Source organism: Cupriavidus cauae (genome assembly GCF_026210475.1).
Lineage (GTDB): Bacteria > Pseudomonadota > Gammaproteobacteria > Burkholderiales > Burkholderiaceae > Cupriavidus > Cupriavidus cauae.
On sequence record NZ_CP080294.1, the window covers coordinates 1082198 to 1100630 of the forward strand.

The following is an 18433-nucleotide window of genomic DNA, read 5'->3' on the forward strand; positions in this document are numbered from 1 at the left end:
CGCCGCCGCGTCTCAGCGGCCGGTGTCCTCGATCAGGCGCAGCAGCGCATCGGGGCTGACCGGCTTGACCAGATGCTGGCCGAAGCCGGCGGCCTTGCTGCGATCGCGGTCGGTCTCCTGCCCGTAGCCGGTCAGCGCGACGAAGCGGCAGGGGTGCTCGCCGAGCGCTTCGCGCAGCCGGCGCACCAGCTCGTAACCGTCCATCACCGGCAGCCCGATGTCGAGCACCGCGACATCAGGGGCGAAGCGTTCGACGATACGCAGCGCGGAAACCGGGTCGTAGGCGACCTGCACATGGTGGCCGTAGGCCGTCAACAGCTGCGCCAGCGCCTGTACCGAATCGACGTTGTCGTCGACCAGCAGCACGCGGCGCGCATCGCCGGGGGCCACCACGGCGGCAGGTTCCTCGCGGTGCGCAGCGGCGACCAGTGCGGCGCTGGCGTGCGCGGGCAGCCGGATCGTGAATTCGCTGCCGTGACCGGGTCCTTCGCTGGTCGCCGTGACGCTGCCGCCGTGCAACTCGACCAGATTCTTGACCAGCGCCAGGCCGATGCCGAGCCCGCCCTCCGGGCGGTCGATCTTGCGCGGCCCCTGATAGAACAGGTCGAACAGATGGGGCAGCATCTCGGCGGCGATGCCGATGCCGTTGTCGCGCACCTGGATCACGATGGTGCCGTCGGCGCTCTCACCGCTGCCGCTGCCGCTGCCGCTGCCGATGTCGTCTCCGCCTTCATCGTCGCGCCGCGCCGACAGCAGGATCTCGCCGCCGATATCGGTATAGCGCGCGGCATTGGTCAGCAGATTGGCCACTGCCTGCGCGAGCCGCACGGGGTCGCCCTGCCAGACCAGCGTGCGGTCGACATCGACGGTCAGCCGATGGCTGCGCTGCTCCAGCAGCCGGCTTGCCATCTCGACGGCCTTGGTCAGCACGTCGACGAGCTGCACCGTCTCGACCTTCAGTCCGATATTGCCGCGCGTGATGCGCGAGACGTCGAGCAGATCGTCGATCAGCCGCACCAGATGATCGACCTGGCGCTCGATGATGGCCCGCTCGCGCTGGGTCTCGGTGGAGCCGCGCATGCGCATCAGTTGCAGCGCGGTGACGATCGGCGACAGCGGATTGCGCAGCTCGTGCCCCAGCATGGCCAGGAATTCGTCCTTGGCCTGGCTGGCGCGCTCCAGTTCGCGCAGCAGGCGTTCGCGCTGCTGCTCGGCGATCTCGCGCGCGACGCGGTCGCTGGCGTCGCGCGTGAAGCAGCGCGTATAGCGCAGCTTGCCGTCCTCGAAGCAGCCGTTCGAGTGGATCAGCACGGGTTTGATGCTGCCGTCCTTGCAGCGCAGCCTGGCCGGCTGGTCGTACAGCGTCTCGCCCGCCTTCAGGCTGTCGAGGATGTGTTCGATGACCGGGGCGTCGACGTGAAAGTCGGTGATCGGGCGGCCCACATACTCGTCGTAGCGATAGCCGAGCATCTGCAGCTCGGCCTGGTTGGCCCACAGGATGGTGCCGTCCGCCGCCACGCGGTGCACCCCCTCGGCGGCGTTGTCCAGAAAGTCGGTCAGCTCGATCTCGCGCCGGCGCAACGTGGCTTCGGCCTCGCGCAGGCGCTTGACCTCGTTCTCCAGCGCCAGCGCCTTCTGCTGCCATACCGCGGCGCGCAGGGCGTTGTCCTCGATCTCCGGCGGCTTGCCGGCCGCGGTGGCGTAGAAGTGGGTGTGGACGTCGCAGACGCAGCGGAAGTGCCGCGCCTGCTCGTCGCTGTCGAACACGCGATGCGGATACGCGCACAGCAGCTTGAAGCCGTGGCGCCGGATCAGGTCGTTCCACAGTTCCTCTAGCCGCAGCGCGGCGTCGTGCCTGCCCTGCTCGCACAGCAGCGCCACCATCTCGCCGAAGGCGTGCAGCGGCGGAGCACGCCGCGCTTCGGTGGCGACCAGCTCCCCCACACTTGCCAGAAAGCGCTGCTCGTCCGGCCAGCCGTCGACCATGAAACGGTCCAGCGTCGCCTGCGCCGGCAGTGCGACCAGATTGCCGGTGTACCACGGCCGGTCGTCGCGTCCGGGGCCGAGCCCGCGCAACAGCGGCAGCAGGGCGTCCAGGTGTTCTTCGGTGGCGATCAGGATCGCACTGCCGCCGCAGCGCAAGGCCTCGTCGGCGAACTCGCGCACGTCCGCCAGAAGGATCGAATCCTCGTCGTAGAAGCGGACCATGTGGGAGGGCTCAGGCCTGGCCAGATGCCCCGGGATGACGGCTGACATAGAAGCGATGTGGGCGCGCTGCGCCGTGCGGAAGGCCCCATGATACTGCGCGCGCGCCGGCAGGCCGTCAAATCGCACGCCTATTGCCGTGAACCGGACGCGGATTGGACGCGGACCGGCCGCGCATCGGACGCGAACCGCCCGCGAACCAGCCCAGGAAATGCCGGCGAAGGCAGCGCGGAAAGCGGCGGCGAAGGCCCCGTATCGACGCCGTGCCCGATATACTCTGCGCAACACTCCTACCGATGCCGCCACGCAAAGTGTCCACCTCGTCATCCAACAAGAACAAGACGCCGGTCCCTTCGTACGATTTCACCGACCAGGTCGGCCACCTGTTGCGGCGGGCCTATCAGCGGCATGTCGCGATCTTCCAGCAGACCATTCCCGATTCGCAGCTGACCGCGGCGCAGTTCGTCGTGCTGTGCGCGGTCAAGGAGCGGCAATCGTGCTCGCTCAGCGAGATCGTGCGCGCCACGGCGATCGACCAGGCCACGGTGCGCGGCATCATCGAGCGGCTGAAGGCGCGCGAGCTGATCGCGGTGTCGCATGACCCCAGCGACCGGCGCAAGGTGGTGGTCACCGTCACGCCCGCCGGACTGGCGCTGATCGACCAGACGATTCCCTTCGCGCACCAGATCACCGAGCAGACCTTCGGCGACCTGAACCCGGCCGAACGCGTCGCGATCACCTATCTGCTCAAGAAGATGAGCGAGTTCGACGAGCGCGAGCCGGGGGCGTAGCACCAACTCGAACGCGAACGCAAAGGCTGCCGTTCCCGCGAGCGCGGTAATGCAGCCGCTGCTTCAGCCGGCAAGGGCGGAGACACCGGGTCGCCGCATTCGCGCGGGCGACGATTTCCCTGCGGCATCGGCCAGCGCCGCGCGCACCGATTCCGGCGTGAACGGCGGCCGCCGCAGCCGCAGGCCGGTGGCGTCGAACAGCGCATTGGCCAGCGCCGGCGCGCCCGGCAGCGAGGCGGACTCGCCGGCGCCAAGCGGCGCCTCGTGCTGGCGCGGCATCAGCACCACCGAAATCGGCGGCAGCTCGGGGAAGGTCAGCAGCGGATAGCTGCCCCATTCGCGGCTCGCGACGCCGTCCGCGTGGAAGCGCACCTGCTCCTTCAACGAGCGGCTGAGGGTCTGCACCACATTGCCATGCACCTGATGGCGGACGCCGTCGGGGTTGACCATCATGCCGGTGTCCTGGCCGACCACCACGCGCAGCACGCGGATGCTGCCGCTGTCGGGCTCGACCTCCAGATCGACGACCCACGCCGACCAGGCCGCGCCGAAGCCGGGAAACTTGCTGTGGATATAGCGCGCATAGGCGATGCCGCGGCCGCGCAGCCTGCCGTTGGCAGCGGGGATGCCGCGTGTCCCGCGTTCGCCCTCGCGCCAGCCGGCTTCGTTGGCGACCGCGCGCAGCAGGTCCGTCGCACGTTCGTCGGCAAGATGCCGCAGTCGGAAGGCCAGCGGGTCCGCGCCCGCCTCGTGCGCCAGCTCGTCGATAAAGGACTCGTGCGCGAAGGTATTGGGCAGCGCCGATACCCCGCGCAGCCACGCGGCGCGGACGATGGCCGGCGTATCGTCGCAGGCGATGTGCGTATGCGCGTAGTCGTAGGGCGGCACCGCGGTGCGGTCGCCCATTTCCAGCATCCGCGGCGCCGGGTCGATCCTGCCGGTCAGCAGCAGCGCCAGCGTCGGCGCGTCGTTGGACGGATAGCGGCTGACGAAGTCGCAGCCCAGCAGCGCGCCATCGGCGCCAAGCGAGCCCTGCACGTCCATCAGCTGCGCCGCGCCCTTGGGCTCCCACAGATGTTCCTGCTCGCGCGACAGCTGCACGCGCACCGGCCGGCCCACCGCGCGGGACAGCAGCACGGCGTCGGCGCAGACGTCGTCCGCGCAGTTGCGGCCATAGCAGCCGGCCGCCTCCATCCGCACGATCTCGATCCGGCTTTCGTCCAGCCCGGTCAGGCGCGACAGGTCGATGCGCAGCACATGGGGGTTCTGCGTGCCGGACCAGACCGTCAGCGCGCTGCCGTCCGCATCGTTGTGCCGTTCTTCGTGCCGTTCTTCGCGCTCTTCGTTGCGTCCGTCGTCGTCCCGCTCTTCGTTGCGGCCTTCGTTGCGCCCATCGTCGCGCCCTTCGTTGCGCCCTTCGTTGCGCCAGTGGGCCACACCGCAGGACGGCCCGATCGACGCGTGCATCTGGTAGGGCCATACATAGCTGCGCTGCAGCGTGGTGGCGGCCTGCTCCCGGGCAAGATCGACATCGCCCTGCGCGCGCAGCTCGCGCCGTTTGGCGGGATTGGCCCGCAGCGCGGGCTCGGGATCGTCCAGCGGCGGCAATGGCGGCGCGGCGCGCCAATGCACGCGCAGCCGGCGCGCCGCTTCGATCGCCTGCTCCTCGCGCTGCGCGACCACGCCGACGAAATCGCCGATCGTCACGACATCGACCACGCCCGGCACGTCGCGGATCGAGTCCCGATCTACCGAAATCAGGCTGCGGCCGACGAAGTCGCCGGCATCGCGTCCCGCATACGGGGGACGGATCACGCGCCCATGCAGCATGCCGGGCACGCGCACGTCATGGACGAAGGTCAGCGCACCGGTGGCCTTGCCCGGAATATCGACGCGCGGCGCGGCCTTGCCGACCACGCGATAGGCGCTGGCCGGCTTGAGCGCGACCTCGTCGGCCAGCGGCAGTTCGATGTGGTCGTCGCCGAGCAGGGCCCCGTAGGACAGGCCGGTTTCGGCGGGCGTATGGCTGTCCGATGGACGGACGCGAACGCGGCCTGCGTCGACGACGAGGCCGTCGGCCGCCACGCCAAGGCGCTCGGCGGCGCGCGCCAGCAGGAAGGCGCGCGCCTGCGCCGCGGCCCGGCGCAGCGGCTGCGCGGAAATCTGGATGGTCGCGCTGGCGATGGTCGGGCCCTGGTTCGGCGTGGCATCGGTATGCCCGAGCACCATGCGCACCGAAGCGAGCGGCACGTCCAGTTCCTCGGCGACGATCTGCGCGAGCGCGGTGCGGATGCCCGTGCCGAGATCGACATGGCCATTGAAGGCCAGCACCTCGCCGTCCGCTTGCACGGCGACGAAGACATCCGGCAGCGCCGGCACATAGTCGGATGCCGCCCCGGGCTGGCCGGGTGCGGGTTTGGGCGCGGCCTGCGCGGCGCGCGTGATCAGCAGCACGCCGCGGGCCTGCGACAGCGCCGCCCTCAGGGCGCGCGGAGAGTCATCGTCGTGCATCGGCATTTCGTTCGTTTTCCTTCGATCGCGGCCGCGCCGCGATGGCGCCGCAGTGCTCTCGCATCGCCTTGCATGGATCGCCCCGCATGGCCTGCAAGGCGTGCGGCCGCGGGCACCTTCGACAGTTATACTGGCAGCTTCGCAACGCCAGATCCTCGCAACCGACGACATGACCACCGCGACGGCAAGAACCAGGGCAGCGGCCGGCACGCGGGCCCGGCAAGCCCAGGATACGCGCGCCAAGATCCTGAAGGCCGCCATCAAGGTGTTCGCCGAGCGCGGCTACGACGGTGGACGGGTCGAGCGCATCTCGTCGCTCGCCAAGACCTATGACCGGATGATCTACTACTACTTCGGCAGCAAGGAAAAGCTGTTCGTCGAAGTGCTCGAGACCATCTACATGCAGCTGAACGAGGCCGAGCAGGCGCTGGAGCTCGATCCGGACAATCCGGTGCGCGCGCTGATGCAGCTGACCGATTTCGTCTGGCACTACTACCTGGACCACCCCGAGTTCGTCGCGATCCTGACCAGCGAGAATATCAGCCAGGGCCGGCATGCGAAGAAGTCCGGCCGGCTCAAGGAAATCTCCAGCTATGCGCTGTCGGTGCTCGACGGCGTGCTCGAGCGCGGCAAGGCCAGCGGCCAGTTCCGGCCCGAGGTGCGCGCCCGCGACATCTATCTGGTGATCGCCTCGCTGGGCTACTTCTACAACTCCAACCACCATACGCTGAGCGCGTTCCTCGGCGAGCCGATGATGAGCAAGCCCGCGCTGGAGCACTGGCGCGAGGTGATGCAGCACACCGTGCTCAACGCGGTCTGCCGGCCCGCCATTGCGGCGGAGCAGGCGACGGCGGCCGAGCCGGCCGCGGCATCCCGCCCCGCCAGGTCCGCGCGCAAGCCGGTGCGCAAGACCGTGGGCAAGACCGCGCAGAACGCCCGCGTGGCGGCGGCCGGTTGAAGCGGGACGCATCGGCGGTCTCCGGCGGTCTGTCGAAGCCTTAACGATCCTGCGCCGCGGCGATCGCGCCCAGCGCTTCGTCGCGCGGCATCACGGTCGCGTACTTCTGCTCCATATCGAACAGATTGGCCTGATGCGGGCCCAGCGCGCGATCGCCGACGCAGTCGGACAGCACCAGCGGGCGGAAGCCGTGCGACATCGCATCGACCACGCTGGCGCGCACGCAGCCGCTGGTCACGCAGCCGGCCACCAGCAGCGTGCGCACGCCGCGGTGCGCCAGCCAGGCCGCCAGCGACGTGCCGAAGAACGCCGACGGCACGGTCTTGCGCACCACCAGCTCGCCGTCGCGCGGCGCCAGCTCTGGCACGATCGCGCTGTCGTGGCTGGCCTCCTTCAGGGTCAGCATGCCCGGCACCTTCTGCGTGAAGACATTGCGGTCGGCATCGTCGTCGGCAAAGACGATGCGCGTATGCGCGATCGGCCAGCGCTGTTCGCGCGCCGCGGCCAGCAGCGGCCCGGTGTTGGCGATCGCCTGCGGGATATTGCCGCCGCCAAAGACCGCCGGATCGGCAAAGCCGTTGACGAAGTCGATGATCAGCAGGCCGAACGGCGCGGCGATCTCCATGGTCGCGCCAAAGCCCTGGCGCTGGTACGTCGACACTTCATCCTGCATGTCAGGCTCCGTCGTTTCGATAGTCGAATGCATGCTGCACCGGCGCGCCGCCGTCCATCACGCGGCCGCGCTCCACCACCGTCTCGCCATCGAGGCGGACGGTGCAATGGCGTACCGGAATGTCGATGTGGCAGGCGGTGGTGCGGCTGCCGCCGGCCTCGTTGTTCGGGCCGAACGAGCACAGGAAGTTGCCCTCGTAGGCGCGCGCGTCCATGCCGATGGTGGCCTCGCGGTCGTACATCGCCAGCGTGGACCAGCGCGCGCGCGGCTGCAGGCCCCAGCCGATGTGCGACATCGCATAGGCCTCGGGGTCGTTGAACGAGGCCATGTAATCGGCCAGCAGCTCGGCGTCGAGCTCGCCGTCGATCGACGTGACATAGCCGTTCTCGACCGTGATATCGATCGGCGCCTGCAGATAGGACTTCATCGGCAGCAGGATGTCGCCGCGGTCGAGCACGATGCGGCCGTTGGTGCCGCCCTCGTTGGGCCAGGTCAGCACGAAGCCGCTCGGCCAGTGGTCCCAGCGGCCGGGTTCGTCGACGAAGCCGTACTCGCTGATGGCCGGGAATTCGCCGAGCGCGCAGCGCAGGTCGGTGCCGGCGTCGGAGACGACATGCATCTCCCGCGCCCGCGACAGCCGCGCGGTGGCGGCGCGCACGCGCGTGCGGTCCGCTTCGGTCGGCACCAGCCGCACCAGCACCTCGGGCGGCTCGACCGCCAGCAGGATCTTCGTGCCGGTGGCGAGGATCGCGTGCTGCTCGGGCGAGAACAGCAGCGTCATCAGGTCGAGCACCAGGTCGCTGGCCTTGAGCGCGGCGATCGCGGCCGGATTGCCGGTCAGCGGCGTGGTGCCGAGATAGGCCAGCGAATCGCGGCTCAGCGCCTTCTCCGCGTTGACCGGCGGCAGATCCAGCCGGTTGACGATGGCGCCCATCGACGAGGCCGCCAGCAGCGCGGTGCGCATCGTCTGCGGATGCGTGGCGGCGCTGGTCAGCACGGTGACGCTCTGGCCCGGCTGCAGCTTCGACAGCGTCAGCACCTGCTTCCAGGCTTGCGTCAGATCATGATCGCTTACCGGCATGCGTTCTCCTTGCTCGGTGATTCGGTGAAGGTTGGCGTGCGTCACGGCTGCAGCGGCGCGCCGAGGAAGTCGCCGAAGGCGCGATAGAACCCGGCCTCGTCGTCCCACGGAATCATGTGGCCGGCGTCTGGCACGCGCGCGACCTGCAGCTGCGGCATCAGGCCGCGGATTTCTTCGACGTCCTCGGGTCGGATCACGTCGCCGCGGCCCGCGACCATCAGCAGCGCCGGCACGGCGACATGGGGCATGTCGGCATGCACGTCGTCCTGGTGGAAGCCGTCGAAGCTGGCCACCACCGCGCGTTCGTCGCAGGTATGCAGCCATTCGGCGCGCAGCCGCAGCTGCGCCTCGGTCCAGGTCGGGCAGAAGGCGCGCATGCCTTCTGCATCGATGCCCCGGCGCGCCAGCCGGATCGAATCGACATACCAGGGCAGCTGCGAGGGGTAGGGCCGGCGGCCGGGGCCGGATACCGGCGGGTCGATCATCGCCAGCCGTACCAGGCCGGCCGGCCTGGCGCGCGCCGCGCGCAGGCCGATGCGCGCGCCCATCGAGTGGCCGACCACGCTGTAGCGCTGCAGGCCGAGGGCCTCGGCGAAGGCGATCACGTCGGCCGCCTGGGCATCGAGGCTGTAGTCGAGCGCGTCGCCGGCCTCGGACAGGCCGCGGCCGCGTACATCGAGCACATAGGTATCGAACTGGCGGCCGAAGCGCTCGCCGACGAAGCCCCAAGTGATCGCAGGGGAGGTGATGCCCGGCACGACGATGACCGGGTCGCGCGCGTCGCGGCCTTCGCCCGGACCGCCGTAGCGCAGGTAATGCTGGCGGATGCCGTTGGCAAGGACGTTGCCGCCATAGAGTAGGGACGCTGTCATGACGGCCTCCGCTCAGTACGCGCCCGACAGCAGCGTGCCGCCGCCCGGCACCACCGCCTCCAGGTCCAGCGCCTTGAGCATCGCGTAGGTGGTCGCGATCGCGGCGGTGATCACCGGCTTGCCGGTCATCGCTTCGACCTTCTCGACCACCGGCAGCGAAGGCATCTGCACGCAGGCAGACAGCACCACGGCATCGACGTCGCGCGTATTCATCTGCGCGACGATGGCCGGCAGGCGGTTCGGATCGTGGCGGCCCACTTCGAGATTGTCCGGAATCTCCAGCGCGCGCCAGTCGACCACCTCGTAGCCCTCGTTCCGGATGTAGTCGACCACCAGCTCGGTCAGCGGCTTCATATAGGGCGCGACCAGCGCAATGCGCTTCGCCCCGATCACCTTCAGCGCATTGACCAGCGCGCCCGCGCTGGTGACCACCGGTGCGGTGCCGTCGTTCTCGGCGGTGCGCGACTGCAGGCGCCCTTCCGACACGCGGTGATAGCCGCGCCCCATCGACATGATCGCCACCAGGCAGGCGTAGCCCAGCACGTCGACCCGCGCATCGCTGAGTTCGACCGCGCAGCGGTCCGACTCGGCGTCCATCGCGGCAAGCTCCTCCTTCTTGACCGTCTTCATCCGCATCCGGCTCGAGTGGAAGGTAAAGCGTTCCGGCCGCACCAGCTGGCGCGCCGCCAGCATCGCGGGGATCTCGGTTTCCATGGTGGTGTTGGAGCTCGGCACGATCTGGCCGATCCGGAAGACTTTCTGCACTGTCGACTCCGTTTGTCAGTAGAGAGGGGCGCGTTACGGCAAGCCGTCTTGCGTGTGTCGAGTCATTGTAGTGTACACACTGTATTACGACAACCATCTCCGGCACCGTGCCGAATGCACCATTTTAGTAAGTACTCAACGAACGTAAGGCGCAATTGGTGCTTGATTTCACGGATATGGCGCATTGCAGCGTTCCGTCCACTTCAATACCTAGGGATTACACCGAGTCGCCGCATTCCGCCTTTACGTCAAAAAATATGGTGTGTACACTCAATTCCAATCGCTGGCCCCGGCCGGCGCGAACTGTGTTTGATGGAAGTGATGGCCAGGAGAAAAACGTGCAAGGCAAACCTCGGATCGCCGTGATCGGTGCAGGACTGGGAGGAACGGCCGCGGCCGCGCTGCTGCAGCGTGAGGGCTTCAACGTCAGGCTGTATGAACAGGCCCCGGCGTTTTCGCGGCTTGGCGCCGGCATCCATGTCGGACCCAACGTGATGAAGATCATGCGCAGGATCGGCATCGAGGACGGACTCAATGCGATGGGCTGCCATCCGGACTACTGGTACAGCCGCGACTGGAAGACCGGCGAGGTGATCGCGCAGATTCCGCTGGGCGACTACGCGGTGTCCCATTACGGCGCCACCTACCTCACCGTGCACCGCGGCGACTTCCACGCGCTGCTGACCGACGCGGTCGCGCCCGGCACGCTGCTGTTCGACAAGAAGCTGACCCAGGTCGAGGATCTGGGCGATGTGGTGCGGCTGAGCTTTGCCGACGGCACCGTCGAGGAGGCCGATATCGTGATCGGCGCCGACGGTGTCAATTCGAAGATCCGCGAAACGCTGCTGGGCGCCGAGCCGCCCAAGTACACCGGCTATATCGCGCACCGCGCGGTGTTCCCGATCTCGCGCGTCAAGGGCTTCACGCACGACCGCTGTACCAAGTGGTGGTCCGACGATCGGCACATGATGGTCTACTTCGACACGGGCAAGCTCGACGAGATCTATTACGTGACGGGCGTGCCCGAGCCGACCTGGGACATGAGCAAGAGCTGGCTGCCGAGCAGCATCGAGGAGATGCGCGCCGCGTTCGACGGCTGGCACCAGGGCGTGCAGTCGCTGATCGAAGGCACGGTCGAGGTCACCAAGTGGCCGCTGCTGGAGCGCGACCCGCTGCCGCTGTGGAGCCGCGGCCGGCTGGTGCTGCTGGGCGATGCCTGCCATCCGATGAAGCCGCATATGGCCCAGGGCGCGGCGATGGCGATCGAGGACGCCGCGATGCTGACCCGCTGCTTCGTCGAAGCCGGGCTCGACGACTTCGGCACGACCTTTGCGTTGTACGAGGCCAACCGCGCCGAGCGCGCCAGCAAGGTGCAACGGGTCTCGCACGAGAACACCTGGCTGCGCAGCAACGAGAATCCCGACTGGTGCTTCGGCTACGATGTGTTCGAGGTACCGCTGGTCGAGCCTGCCGCGGCCCCGGTGCCCGCCAGCCCGGCCACCGCGGCCACCGCCACCGCCGCGGCCTGAGCGCAGGCCTGGCGCGGGTCTTCGGGCCCGCCGGCGCGGTCGAGCCGGCGCGCTCCGGCCCGCGATGCCCATCGTGAATCCCGGAGGCGCGGCAACCTTGCATTGCCGCCCCCAAGACAAGCCAGCCCCATGAGCGTGCCTCGCCCCCCCAGCCAGCTCTCGCTGAACGTCAACCGCACCGAACGATCGGTCTGCGCCGACCCGGCCACGCCGCTGCTCTATGTCCTGCGCAACGACCTGCAATGCAACGGGCCGAAGTACGGCTGCGGGCTCGGTCAGTGCGGGGCCTGCACGGTGCTGATCGACGGCGTCGCGGCGCGTTCGTGCGTGGTGCCGGTCAGGGCCGCGGTCGGGCATGCGGTGACGACGCTGGAAGGGCTTGCGCGGGGCGAGCGGCTGGACCCGGTGCAGCAAGCCTTTATCGAGGAACAGGCGGCCCAGTGCGGCTACTGCCTGAACGGCATGATCATGACCGCCAAGGCCTTCCTGTCGATGCATCCCGATCCCACCGACGAGCAGATCCGCGAAGCGCTGCGCTTCAACCTGTGCCGCTGCGGCACGCATGTCGAGATCGTGCGCGCGGTCAAGCGCGCCGCGGTATTGCTGGGGCAGGCCGGCGAACAGGCGGAGCCGCGATGAACGATCTGGCACGGGTGGCCGGCGGCGGCGATATCGCCCACGGAGCGGACGGGACGATGCTGATCCCACCGCCCGCGCGCGAACGCTGCTTGTTTGGCGAAGTCGTGCGGCCCCGTCATCCGCATGCCGCGACGCTGCGCCGCTTCGACGCCGAGGCCGCACGCGCGGTGCCCGATGTGGTCGCGGTGGTCGCGCGCGCCAACTTCCTCGCCGTGGTGGCACGCTCGCCCGCGCAGGCGGCAGCCGGTGCGGCAGCGTTGCGCCCGGTATGGTCGGAGGCCGGGGGCCGTACCGAGCAGCGTGTTCCGCGCCGGCGCCGGGTGGTCGCCTCGCACGGCGACGCAGCGTCGGCGCTGGCGGCCGCATCCATGCAACTCGAACAGGACTACCGCTGGCCGCTGGCCGGCATCGCCCCGCCTGCCGCCACCGCGATCGCGGATTGGCGAGACGGCGAACTGCGGGTCTGGCTTCCGGATAGCCGTCCCGGTGCGCTGCGCGCCGAGCTGGCGAAGCTGCTCGGGATTGCCGAGACCGCGGTCGCGCTGATCTGCTGGCACGACGGCGCCGATATGGCCGATATGGCCGATATGGCCGCCATGGCCGACATGGCCGACATGGCCGACGTGGCCGACATGGCCGACGTGAGCGGTGCGGCCGCCCGGGCAAGCGTGTCCCATCATGCCGCCGCCGATGCCGCGCTGCTGGCGCAGGCGGTCGGCGGACCGGTGCGGGTTCGCTTCGATGCGGCGGCGTTCGACGATGCCGCGGGATGGATCACGACCCGCATCGCAAGTGCGACGACCGGCGGCGAGCCCGATGGCGAGGCCGCCGCGATTTCCGCCTACCAGGTCACAGCCACGGCAATGCCTGTCCAGGCTCGGCCGCTGGCATCGATCCAGACCGGTACGCCGTCCGCGGTCTCGGATGTCGGCGGCAGCGATGACGCCGGACTGGTGCCGCCGTATCGGATCGACCATCTCGAAGCGGTGTCGGCCGACATGGCGCCCACGGCAGTCGCCATCGCGATCAACCCATTGGCGGGCGCCGTCGCTCAGGTGTTTGCACGCGAATCGCATCTGGACGAGGCCGCCGCGCTGGCCGGCGTCGATCCGGTTGCGCTGCGCCTGAATCATCTGCAGGACGAGCGGGGCGCGGCGCTGGTTCGGCAGGTGGCGTGGCAGGCCGGATGGCAGGCGCCTGCACAGCGCTCTGTGTCCCGCGCCGCGTCGCCCGATGTGTCGGCGGGCGTTCGCCGCGGGCGCGGCTTCGCCTACGCCAGCGTGGTCGATACCGATGGCGCGCAGCCAACGCACAGCTGGGCCGCGTGGGTTGCCGACGTCGAGGTAGACGCGTTCAGCGGCGAAGTCAGCGTGACACGGGTCACGCTCGGTCACGACAGCGCGGTGTCCACGTCCACACCTTCGCGGTCGTCCTTGCCGTCGCCTTCGCCTTCACCTTCACCCGGCCGAACGCAGGCCGCTGCGCCGGCGCTGGAACACGATATCGCCGAAGCGACCCGGCAATTGACGGCACAGGCGCCGTCGTTCGATCGCTGGGCGACGGCCGCCGATGCCGCCACCGCGCTGCCGGCCGCGGTCGGCACGCTCGCTCCCGAGGTCCGCGTCGTCGGCGGCTTGACGACGACCGCGGGTCTGCGCGGAAGCGCCGCCGCGACCCTGCCCGCCGCCGCCGCGATCGCCAATGCGATTTTTGATGCCACCGGCGTGCGCCTGCGCGAGCCGCCGTTCAGCGGCGAACGCGTACGCCTGGCGCTGGCCGGAGAACACACCGAGGGCGCGCCCGCCAGGCGCAAGCGCCATTGGCTGATTGCGGCGGGCGCCGCCATCGCCGGACTGTGCGCCACCGTGATGCCATGGCGCTCGGCGATCGCGCCCGTTGCGCCCCCCGAGCCGGGCTTCTATTCGGCCGCGACAATCGAACGCGGCCAGCTGGTGGCGGCGGCCGGCGATTGCGCGGTCTGCCACACCGCGCCCAACGGCGCGAAGAACGCCGGCGGCCTGCCGCTCGAGACGCCGTTCGGCACGATCTACAGCACCAATATCACGCCCGATGTCGACACCGGCATCGGCAACTGGTCGTACGCCGCGTTCGAGCGCGCGATGCGCGAAGGCGTCCATCGCGACGGACGCCGGCTGTACCCCGCCTTCCCCTATACCGCCTTCGCCAAGATCAGCGAGGGCGATATGCGCGCGCTGTACGCGTACCTGATGTCGGCCGAGCCGGTGCATGCGCCGGCGCCGAAGACCGAGTTGGCGTTCCCCTTCAATCTGCGGCCACTGATGGCCGGCTGGAATCTGCTGTTCCATCGCAACGAGCCCTTCCAGCCCGACCCGTCGCGCTCGGTGCAATGGAACCGCGGTGCGTATCTGGCCGAAGGGCTGGGACACTGCAGCGCCTGCCATTCGCCGCGCAATGCCTTCGGCGCGGAGAAGGGCGGCCGCGCCTACCTGACCGGCGGCGAGGCCGAAGGCTGGGAAGCGCCGGCCTTGACCTCGCTGTCGCGCGCGCCGATTCCCTGGACCGAAGAAGACCTGTTCCAGTATTTGCGCACGGGGTACTCGTCGCGCCATGGCGCCGCCGCCGGACCGATGGCGCCGGTCGTCGAAGAGCTGGCGCAATTACCGGAGAGCGACGTCCGCGCGATTGCGCACTACGTCGCATCGTTCAACGCGCCGCCGCCGGATGCCGCCACGCTCGACCGGCGGGCACGGGTCCTCGAGCAGCGCAGCGCGACGCTAGCCCGCACCATGACCGGTCCCGCCGACCGGCTCTACCAGAGCGCCTGTGCGGTCTGCCATCAATCCGATCAGGGCGTGCCGATGTTCGGCGCCAAGCCGTCGCTGGCGCTGAACACCAATCTGCATGGCGACAAGCCGGACAACGTGATTCAGGCCGTGCTCAAGGGCATTCCGGCGCCTTCATCGAATGCGCTGGGCGATATGCCGAGCTTTGCCGACAGCTTCGACGACCGGCAGGTCGCCGAACTGGTGCATTACCTGCGCGCCCGTTTTGCGCCGGACAAGCCGGCCTGGCAGGGCGTGGACGAGGCGGTGGCCCGAATACGCAGCAGCGCGTCCACCGGCGCGAAGGTTGTACATGGCGCCAATGGCGCCAATGGCACGCATCACGGGCAATAAGGTCGAACAGGCTCAAGACATCGAAGAGGTCGCCGCCGCTACTCACAACCGCACCACTGCTTCACAACGCATTCCCGATCACGATGCAGCACGCACTGCATCGGACCCCAGTCACGCCGAACCCGCACCTTGCGTCATCGACGCCGAGGCGGGGACGGTGTTGGCGCCAGCACCCAAAGGTAGACCAAGCAAGGAGCGAAGATGTCGTATCAGTACTCTCAAGGAACGGCCGGCGTGCTGGCCCCAACGACGGAACCGGATGTCTACCGCAAGGTGACATGGCGCCTGATTCCGTTCTTCTGTCTGTGCTATCTGGCCGCTTATCTGGACCGCATCAATGTCGGGCTGGCGAAGCTGCAGATGCTGGACGACCTGAAGTTCAGCGAGACGGTCTACGGCCTGGGCGCCGGGCTGTTCTTCGTCGGCTATATCCTGTTCGAAGTGCCGAGCAACCTGGTGCTGCAGAAGGTCGGCGCGCGTATCTGGATCGCCCGCATCATGGTGACGTGGGGCCTGCTGTCCGGGGCCACCATGTTCGTCACCACGCCCACGCAGTTCTATATCGTGCGCTTCCTGCTCGGCGCGGCCGAAGCGGGCTTTCTGCCCGGCGTGCTGCTGTACCTGACCTACTGGTATCCGACCCATCGCCGCAGCAAGATCATCGCGCTGTTCATGATCGGGCTGCCGCTGGCCAGCATGATCGGCAGTCCGATCTCGGGCTGGATCATGACGGCGTTTGCCGGCGTCTACGGCTATGCCGGCTGGCAATGGCTGTTCTTCCTCGAGGCGCTGCCCTCGGTGCTGCTCGGCGTGATGGTGTTCTTCTATCTGCCGAACAACATCGACTCGGCCAAATGGCTCGATGCGGGCGAGAAACGCACGCTGCAACGCAATCTCGAAGCCGACGTGCTCGTCGAGAACCAGCATTCGCTGAAGGCGGCCTTCACCGACCGCCGCGTCTGGATGCTGGGCGTGATCGACATGTGCCTGCTGATGGGAACGTATTCGATCGGCTTCTGGATGCCGACCATCATCCGCGATTCGGGCGTCGCCAGCCCGCTGCATATCGGCCTGCTGACCGCGATTCCGCATGCCGTGGCGGTGGTGGCCATGCTGATCAACGGCGCGCATTCGGACCGCACCCGCGAACGCCGCTGGCATATCGTCGTGCCGGTGCTGTTCGGCGCCTTCGGGCTGGTCGCCAGTACCTTCGTCACTGGCCATACCGGCGCCACACTGGCGCTGCTGACGCTGGCCAACGTCGGCATCGTGGCGACGTTCCCGGTGTTCTGGTGCCTGCCGTCGACCTTCCTGAGCGGCACCGCGGCGGCCGCGGGCATTGCGCTGGCCTGCTCGATCGCCAACCTGGGCGGGTTTGCGGCGACGTACCTGCTGGGCTGGATGAAGGACACCTTCAACAGCCCCAGCGCCGGCCTGATCCTGTTCGCCGTCTGCCTGCTGGGAAGCTGCCTGCTGGTGCTGGCGATGCCGGCGAAGACGGTCAACCGATAGCGGCAAGGGCGGGGCGGCATACGGCCACTGCGGCGGCCGCTGCGGTGATCGGACGGCCGAGGCGATATACAGTCGCCCGGCAGCCGCCGTACAATAGGCGCTCCAACTGCCCGTATCCGACCCCATCATGCCGCGAGCGAAAGCCGTCCGCCTCGACACCGACAGCCCCGCCGAACCGCTGGACGACGGCAAGGCCGCGTCCGGCATCCAGGTCGACGAGATCGCCGAGCGCATCCTGGTCGCGATCTGGGAGCACAGGCTGCCGCCCGGCACCAAGCTGGTCGAGGAGAAACTGGCCACTGTGTTTGGCGTCAGCCGGACCAAGGTGCGGCTGGCCTTTACCAAGCTCGCACACGAGGGCGTGGTGACGGTGTATCCGAACCGCGGCACCTTCGTCTCCAGCCCGAGCGTGCAGCAGGCCCGCCAGGTCCTGCATGCGCGGCGGCTGATCGAGCCCGAGCTCGCGCGCGACCTCGCGGCCGGCATGACGCGGGAGCGCCTGCGGCCGCTGCGCGCGATCACGCGCGACGAAGCGCAGGCGCGGCGCAAGAACGACCGGCGCACGATCATCCGGCTGTCCGGCGAATTCCATGCGCGGCTTGCGGACCTGTCGGAAAACCAGTACTTGGCCAGGTATCTGCGGGAGCTGTGCTCGCTGACCTGCCTGATCATCGCGCTGTACGACGCGCCGGGCGTGCCGTCCTGCCCGCATCACGAACACGACGACATTCTCGATGCGCTCGAAGCGGGAGACGGCGAGCGCGCGGCCACGCTGATGACCGAGCATCTGGCGCATGTCGAGAGCACCTTGCATCTAGACGCGCCGGCCGACGAAGAGGTCGACCTGGAGGCGGTGTTCGCCTCCGTGTAGCAAGGCGCCAACGCGCCGGGTCATCGGAGCACCGATGTGCGGACTGACCTGCGGTCTGGGGTGCGGACCGACGTGCGGGCTGCCGACAACGACTGGCGAACGATGGGCTAACGATGCTCGATACGCGCCGCGAGCGCATCGGGCAGACCCAACGTGGACTTGGCATCGGGCCGGCGGAACGTGCCGGCGGTCGCCTTGCGCGTGTTCAGCGCGACAAGCCCCTCGGCCTGCTTGACGGCGGCCGCCATCTGGTCGACCACGGGCACCGGGATGCGGTCGCGCACCCGCGCCGCCAGCCCGGCCAACGGCGCACCGGCAAGGATCACCACATCGGCCTCGTCCTCGGTGACGGCGCGGTTGGCCAGCGCCACCAGCAACGCCTCCTTCTCGTCCTGCACATCCGATACCGACGCAAACGCGTCGTCGAGCATGCGGATGCCGGCCAGCCGGCCGCGCAGTCCGTGCATGTCGACGCATTCCTCGTACCACGGGCCCAGCGCGCGGGCGAAGGTGACGATGGCAAAGCGCCGTCCCAGCATGCAGGCACTGAGCATTGCGGCCTCGGCCATGCCGACGACCGGCAGGTCGAACAGTTCGCGCGCGCCGAGCAGGCCCGGGTCGCCGAAGGCGGCGATGATCGCCGCATCGACGCTCGCATGATGCTCGGCCAGCATCTCCAGCGCGATGGCGCCGCCGATCTGCGCCTCGGCACGGGTGGCGATATAGGGCACGCCGCGTGGCGCGGTCAGCGGCACCAGTTCGGAACCGGGCGCGGCGGCATCGCTGCCGGCGGCCATCAGCCGCGCCGTGATGCCTTCGCTGGTATTGGGATTCAGGACAAGGATGCGCATGGTGTCTCGGGATGGAG

General features: G+C 68.8%; 14 protein-coding genes. 7 read left to right on the top strand and 7 right to left on the bottom strand.

The genetic code is table 11. The features are described from left to right. Window positions 1–12: 12 nt before the first annotated feature. A complete protein-coding gene (locus KZ686_RS20195; protein WP_265635211.1) occupies window positions 13–2208 on the bottom strand; it encodes a hybrid sensor histidine kinase/response regulator in 2196 nt (731 codons plus the stop codon). 293 nt (window positions 2209–2501) lie between these two features. On the opposite strand from KZ686_RS20195, the gene KZ686_RS20200 reads away from it, so the two are divergent. Further along, window positions 2502–2996 carry a MarR family winged helix-turn-helix transcriptional regulator gene (locus KZ686_RS20200; protein ID WP_149318542.1) on the top strand — a complete coding sequence of 165 codons (495 nt, stop codon included), beginning with the start codon at window positions 2502–2504 and terminating at the stop codon, window positions 2994–2996. 63 nt (window positions 2997–3059) lie between these two features. Here the strand turns inward: KZ686_RS20200 and KZ686_RS20205 are convergent, their stop codons facing one another. Then, a complete protein-coding gene (locus KZ686_RS20205; RefSeq protein ID WP_226106863.1) occupies window positions 3060–5513 on the bottom strand; it encodes a xanthine dehydrogenase family protein molybdopterin-binding subunit in 2454 nt (817 codons plus the stop codon). Between the two features lie 163 nt (window positions 5514–5676). On the opposite strand from KZ686_RS20205, the gene KZ686_RS20210 reads away from it, so the two are divergent. Beyond that, entirely contained in the window at window positions 5677–6465 is a 789-nt protein-coding gene (locus tag KZ686_RS20210; protein WP_150084742.1) for a TetR/AcrR family transcriptional regulator, read from the top strand. A gap of 40 nt (window positions 6466–6505) precedes the next feature. On the opposite strand, the gene KZ686_RS20215 is transcribed toward KZ686_RS20210, so the two are convergent. The 4 genes from KZ686_RS20215 to KZ686_RS20230 are packed head-to-tail and all read right to left on the bottom strand — an operon-like array spanning window position 6506 to window position 9856. After that, complete coding sequence (locus KZ686_RS20215) at window positions 6506–7138, bottom strand: N-carbamoylsarcosine amidohydrolase (RefSeq protein WP_149318539.1); 633 nt, start codon at window positions 7136–7138, stop codon at window positions 6506–6508. A gap of 1 nt (window position 7139) precedes the next feature. Further along, window positions 7140–8219, bottom strand: coding sequence for a M29 family metallopeptidase (locus tag KZ686_RS20220; RefSeq protein ID WP_226106862.1), 1080 nt, complete (start codon window positions 8217–8219; stop codon window positions 7140–7142). A gap of 41 nt (window positions 8220–8260) precedes the next feature. Continuing rightward, window positions 8261–9091 (bottom strand): alpha/beta fold hydrolase, encoded by an 831-nt coding sequence (locus KZ686_RS20225; RefSeq protein WP_226106861.1) that lies wholly within the window; start codon window positions 9089–9091, stop codon window positions 8261–8263. Between the two features lie 12 nt (window positions 9092–9103). After that, the gene (locus tag KZ686_RS20230) at window positions 9104–9856 is read right to left on the bottom strand and encodes a maleate cis-trans isomerase family protein (protein WP_456064385.1); all 753 of its coding nucleotides are present in this window, start codon (window positions 9854–9856) and stop codon (window positions 9104–9106) included. 338 nt (window positions 9857–10194) lie between these two features. Between KZ686_RS20230 and KZ686_RS20235 the strand changes: the two genes are divergently transcribed. The 5 genes from KZ686_RS20235 to KZ686_RS20255 all read left to right on the top strand — a co-directional run bounded on the left by KZ686_RS20235 (window position 10195) and on the right by KZ686_RS20255 (window position 17565). Further along, the gene (locus KZ686_RS20235) at window positions 10195–11385 is read left to right on the top strand and encodes an FAD-dependent monooxygenase (protein ID WP_149318535.1); all 1191 of its coding nucleotides are present in this window, start codon (window positions 10195–10197) and stop codon (window positions 11383–11385) included. Window positions 11386–11514: 129 nt separating this feature from the next. Further along, window positions 11515–12024 (top strand): (2Fe-2S)-binding protein, encoded by a 510-nt coding sequence (locus KZ686_RS20240; RefSeq protein ID WP_226106860.1) that lies wholly within the window; start codon window positions 11515–11517, stop codon window positions 12022–12024. Then, window positions 12021–15182, top strand: a complete 3162-nt coding sequence (locus KZ686_RS20245) for a c-type cytochrome (RefSeq protein WP_265635218.1) — start codon at window positions 12021–12023, stop codon at window positions 15180–15182. Before KZ686_RS20240 ends, KZ686_RS20245 begins: the two co-directional genes overlap by 4 nt. Before the next feature lie 201 nt (window positions 15183–15383). After that, window positions 15384–16694 carry an MFS transporter gene (locus tag KZ686_RS20250; RefSeq protein WP_265635220.1) on the top strand — a complete coding sequence of 437 codons (1311 nt, stop codon included), beginning with the start codon at window positions 15384–15386 and terminating at the stop codon, window positions 16692–16694. A gap of 127 nt (window positions 16695–16821) precedes the next feature. Continuing rightward, window positions 16822–17565, top strand: coding sequence for a GntR family transcriptional regulator (locus KZ686_RS20255; RefSeq protein ID WP_226106858.1), 744 nt, complete (start codon window positions 16822–16824; stop codon window positions 17563–17565). Window positions 17566–17672: 107 nt separating this feature from the next. Here KZ686_RS20255 and KZ686_RS20260 read toward each other — a convergent pair whose 3' ends face one another. After that, entirely contained in the window at window positions 17673–18416 is a 744-nt protein-coding gene (locus KZ686_RS20260) for an aspartate/glutamate racemase family protein (RefSeq protein ID WP_265635222.1), read from the bottom strand. Window positions 18417–18433 lie beyond the last annotated feature (17 nt).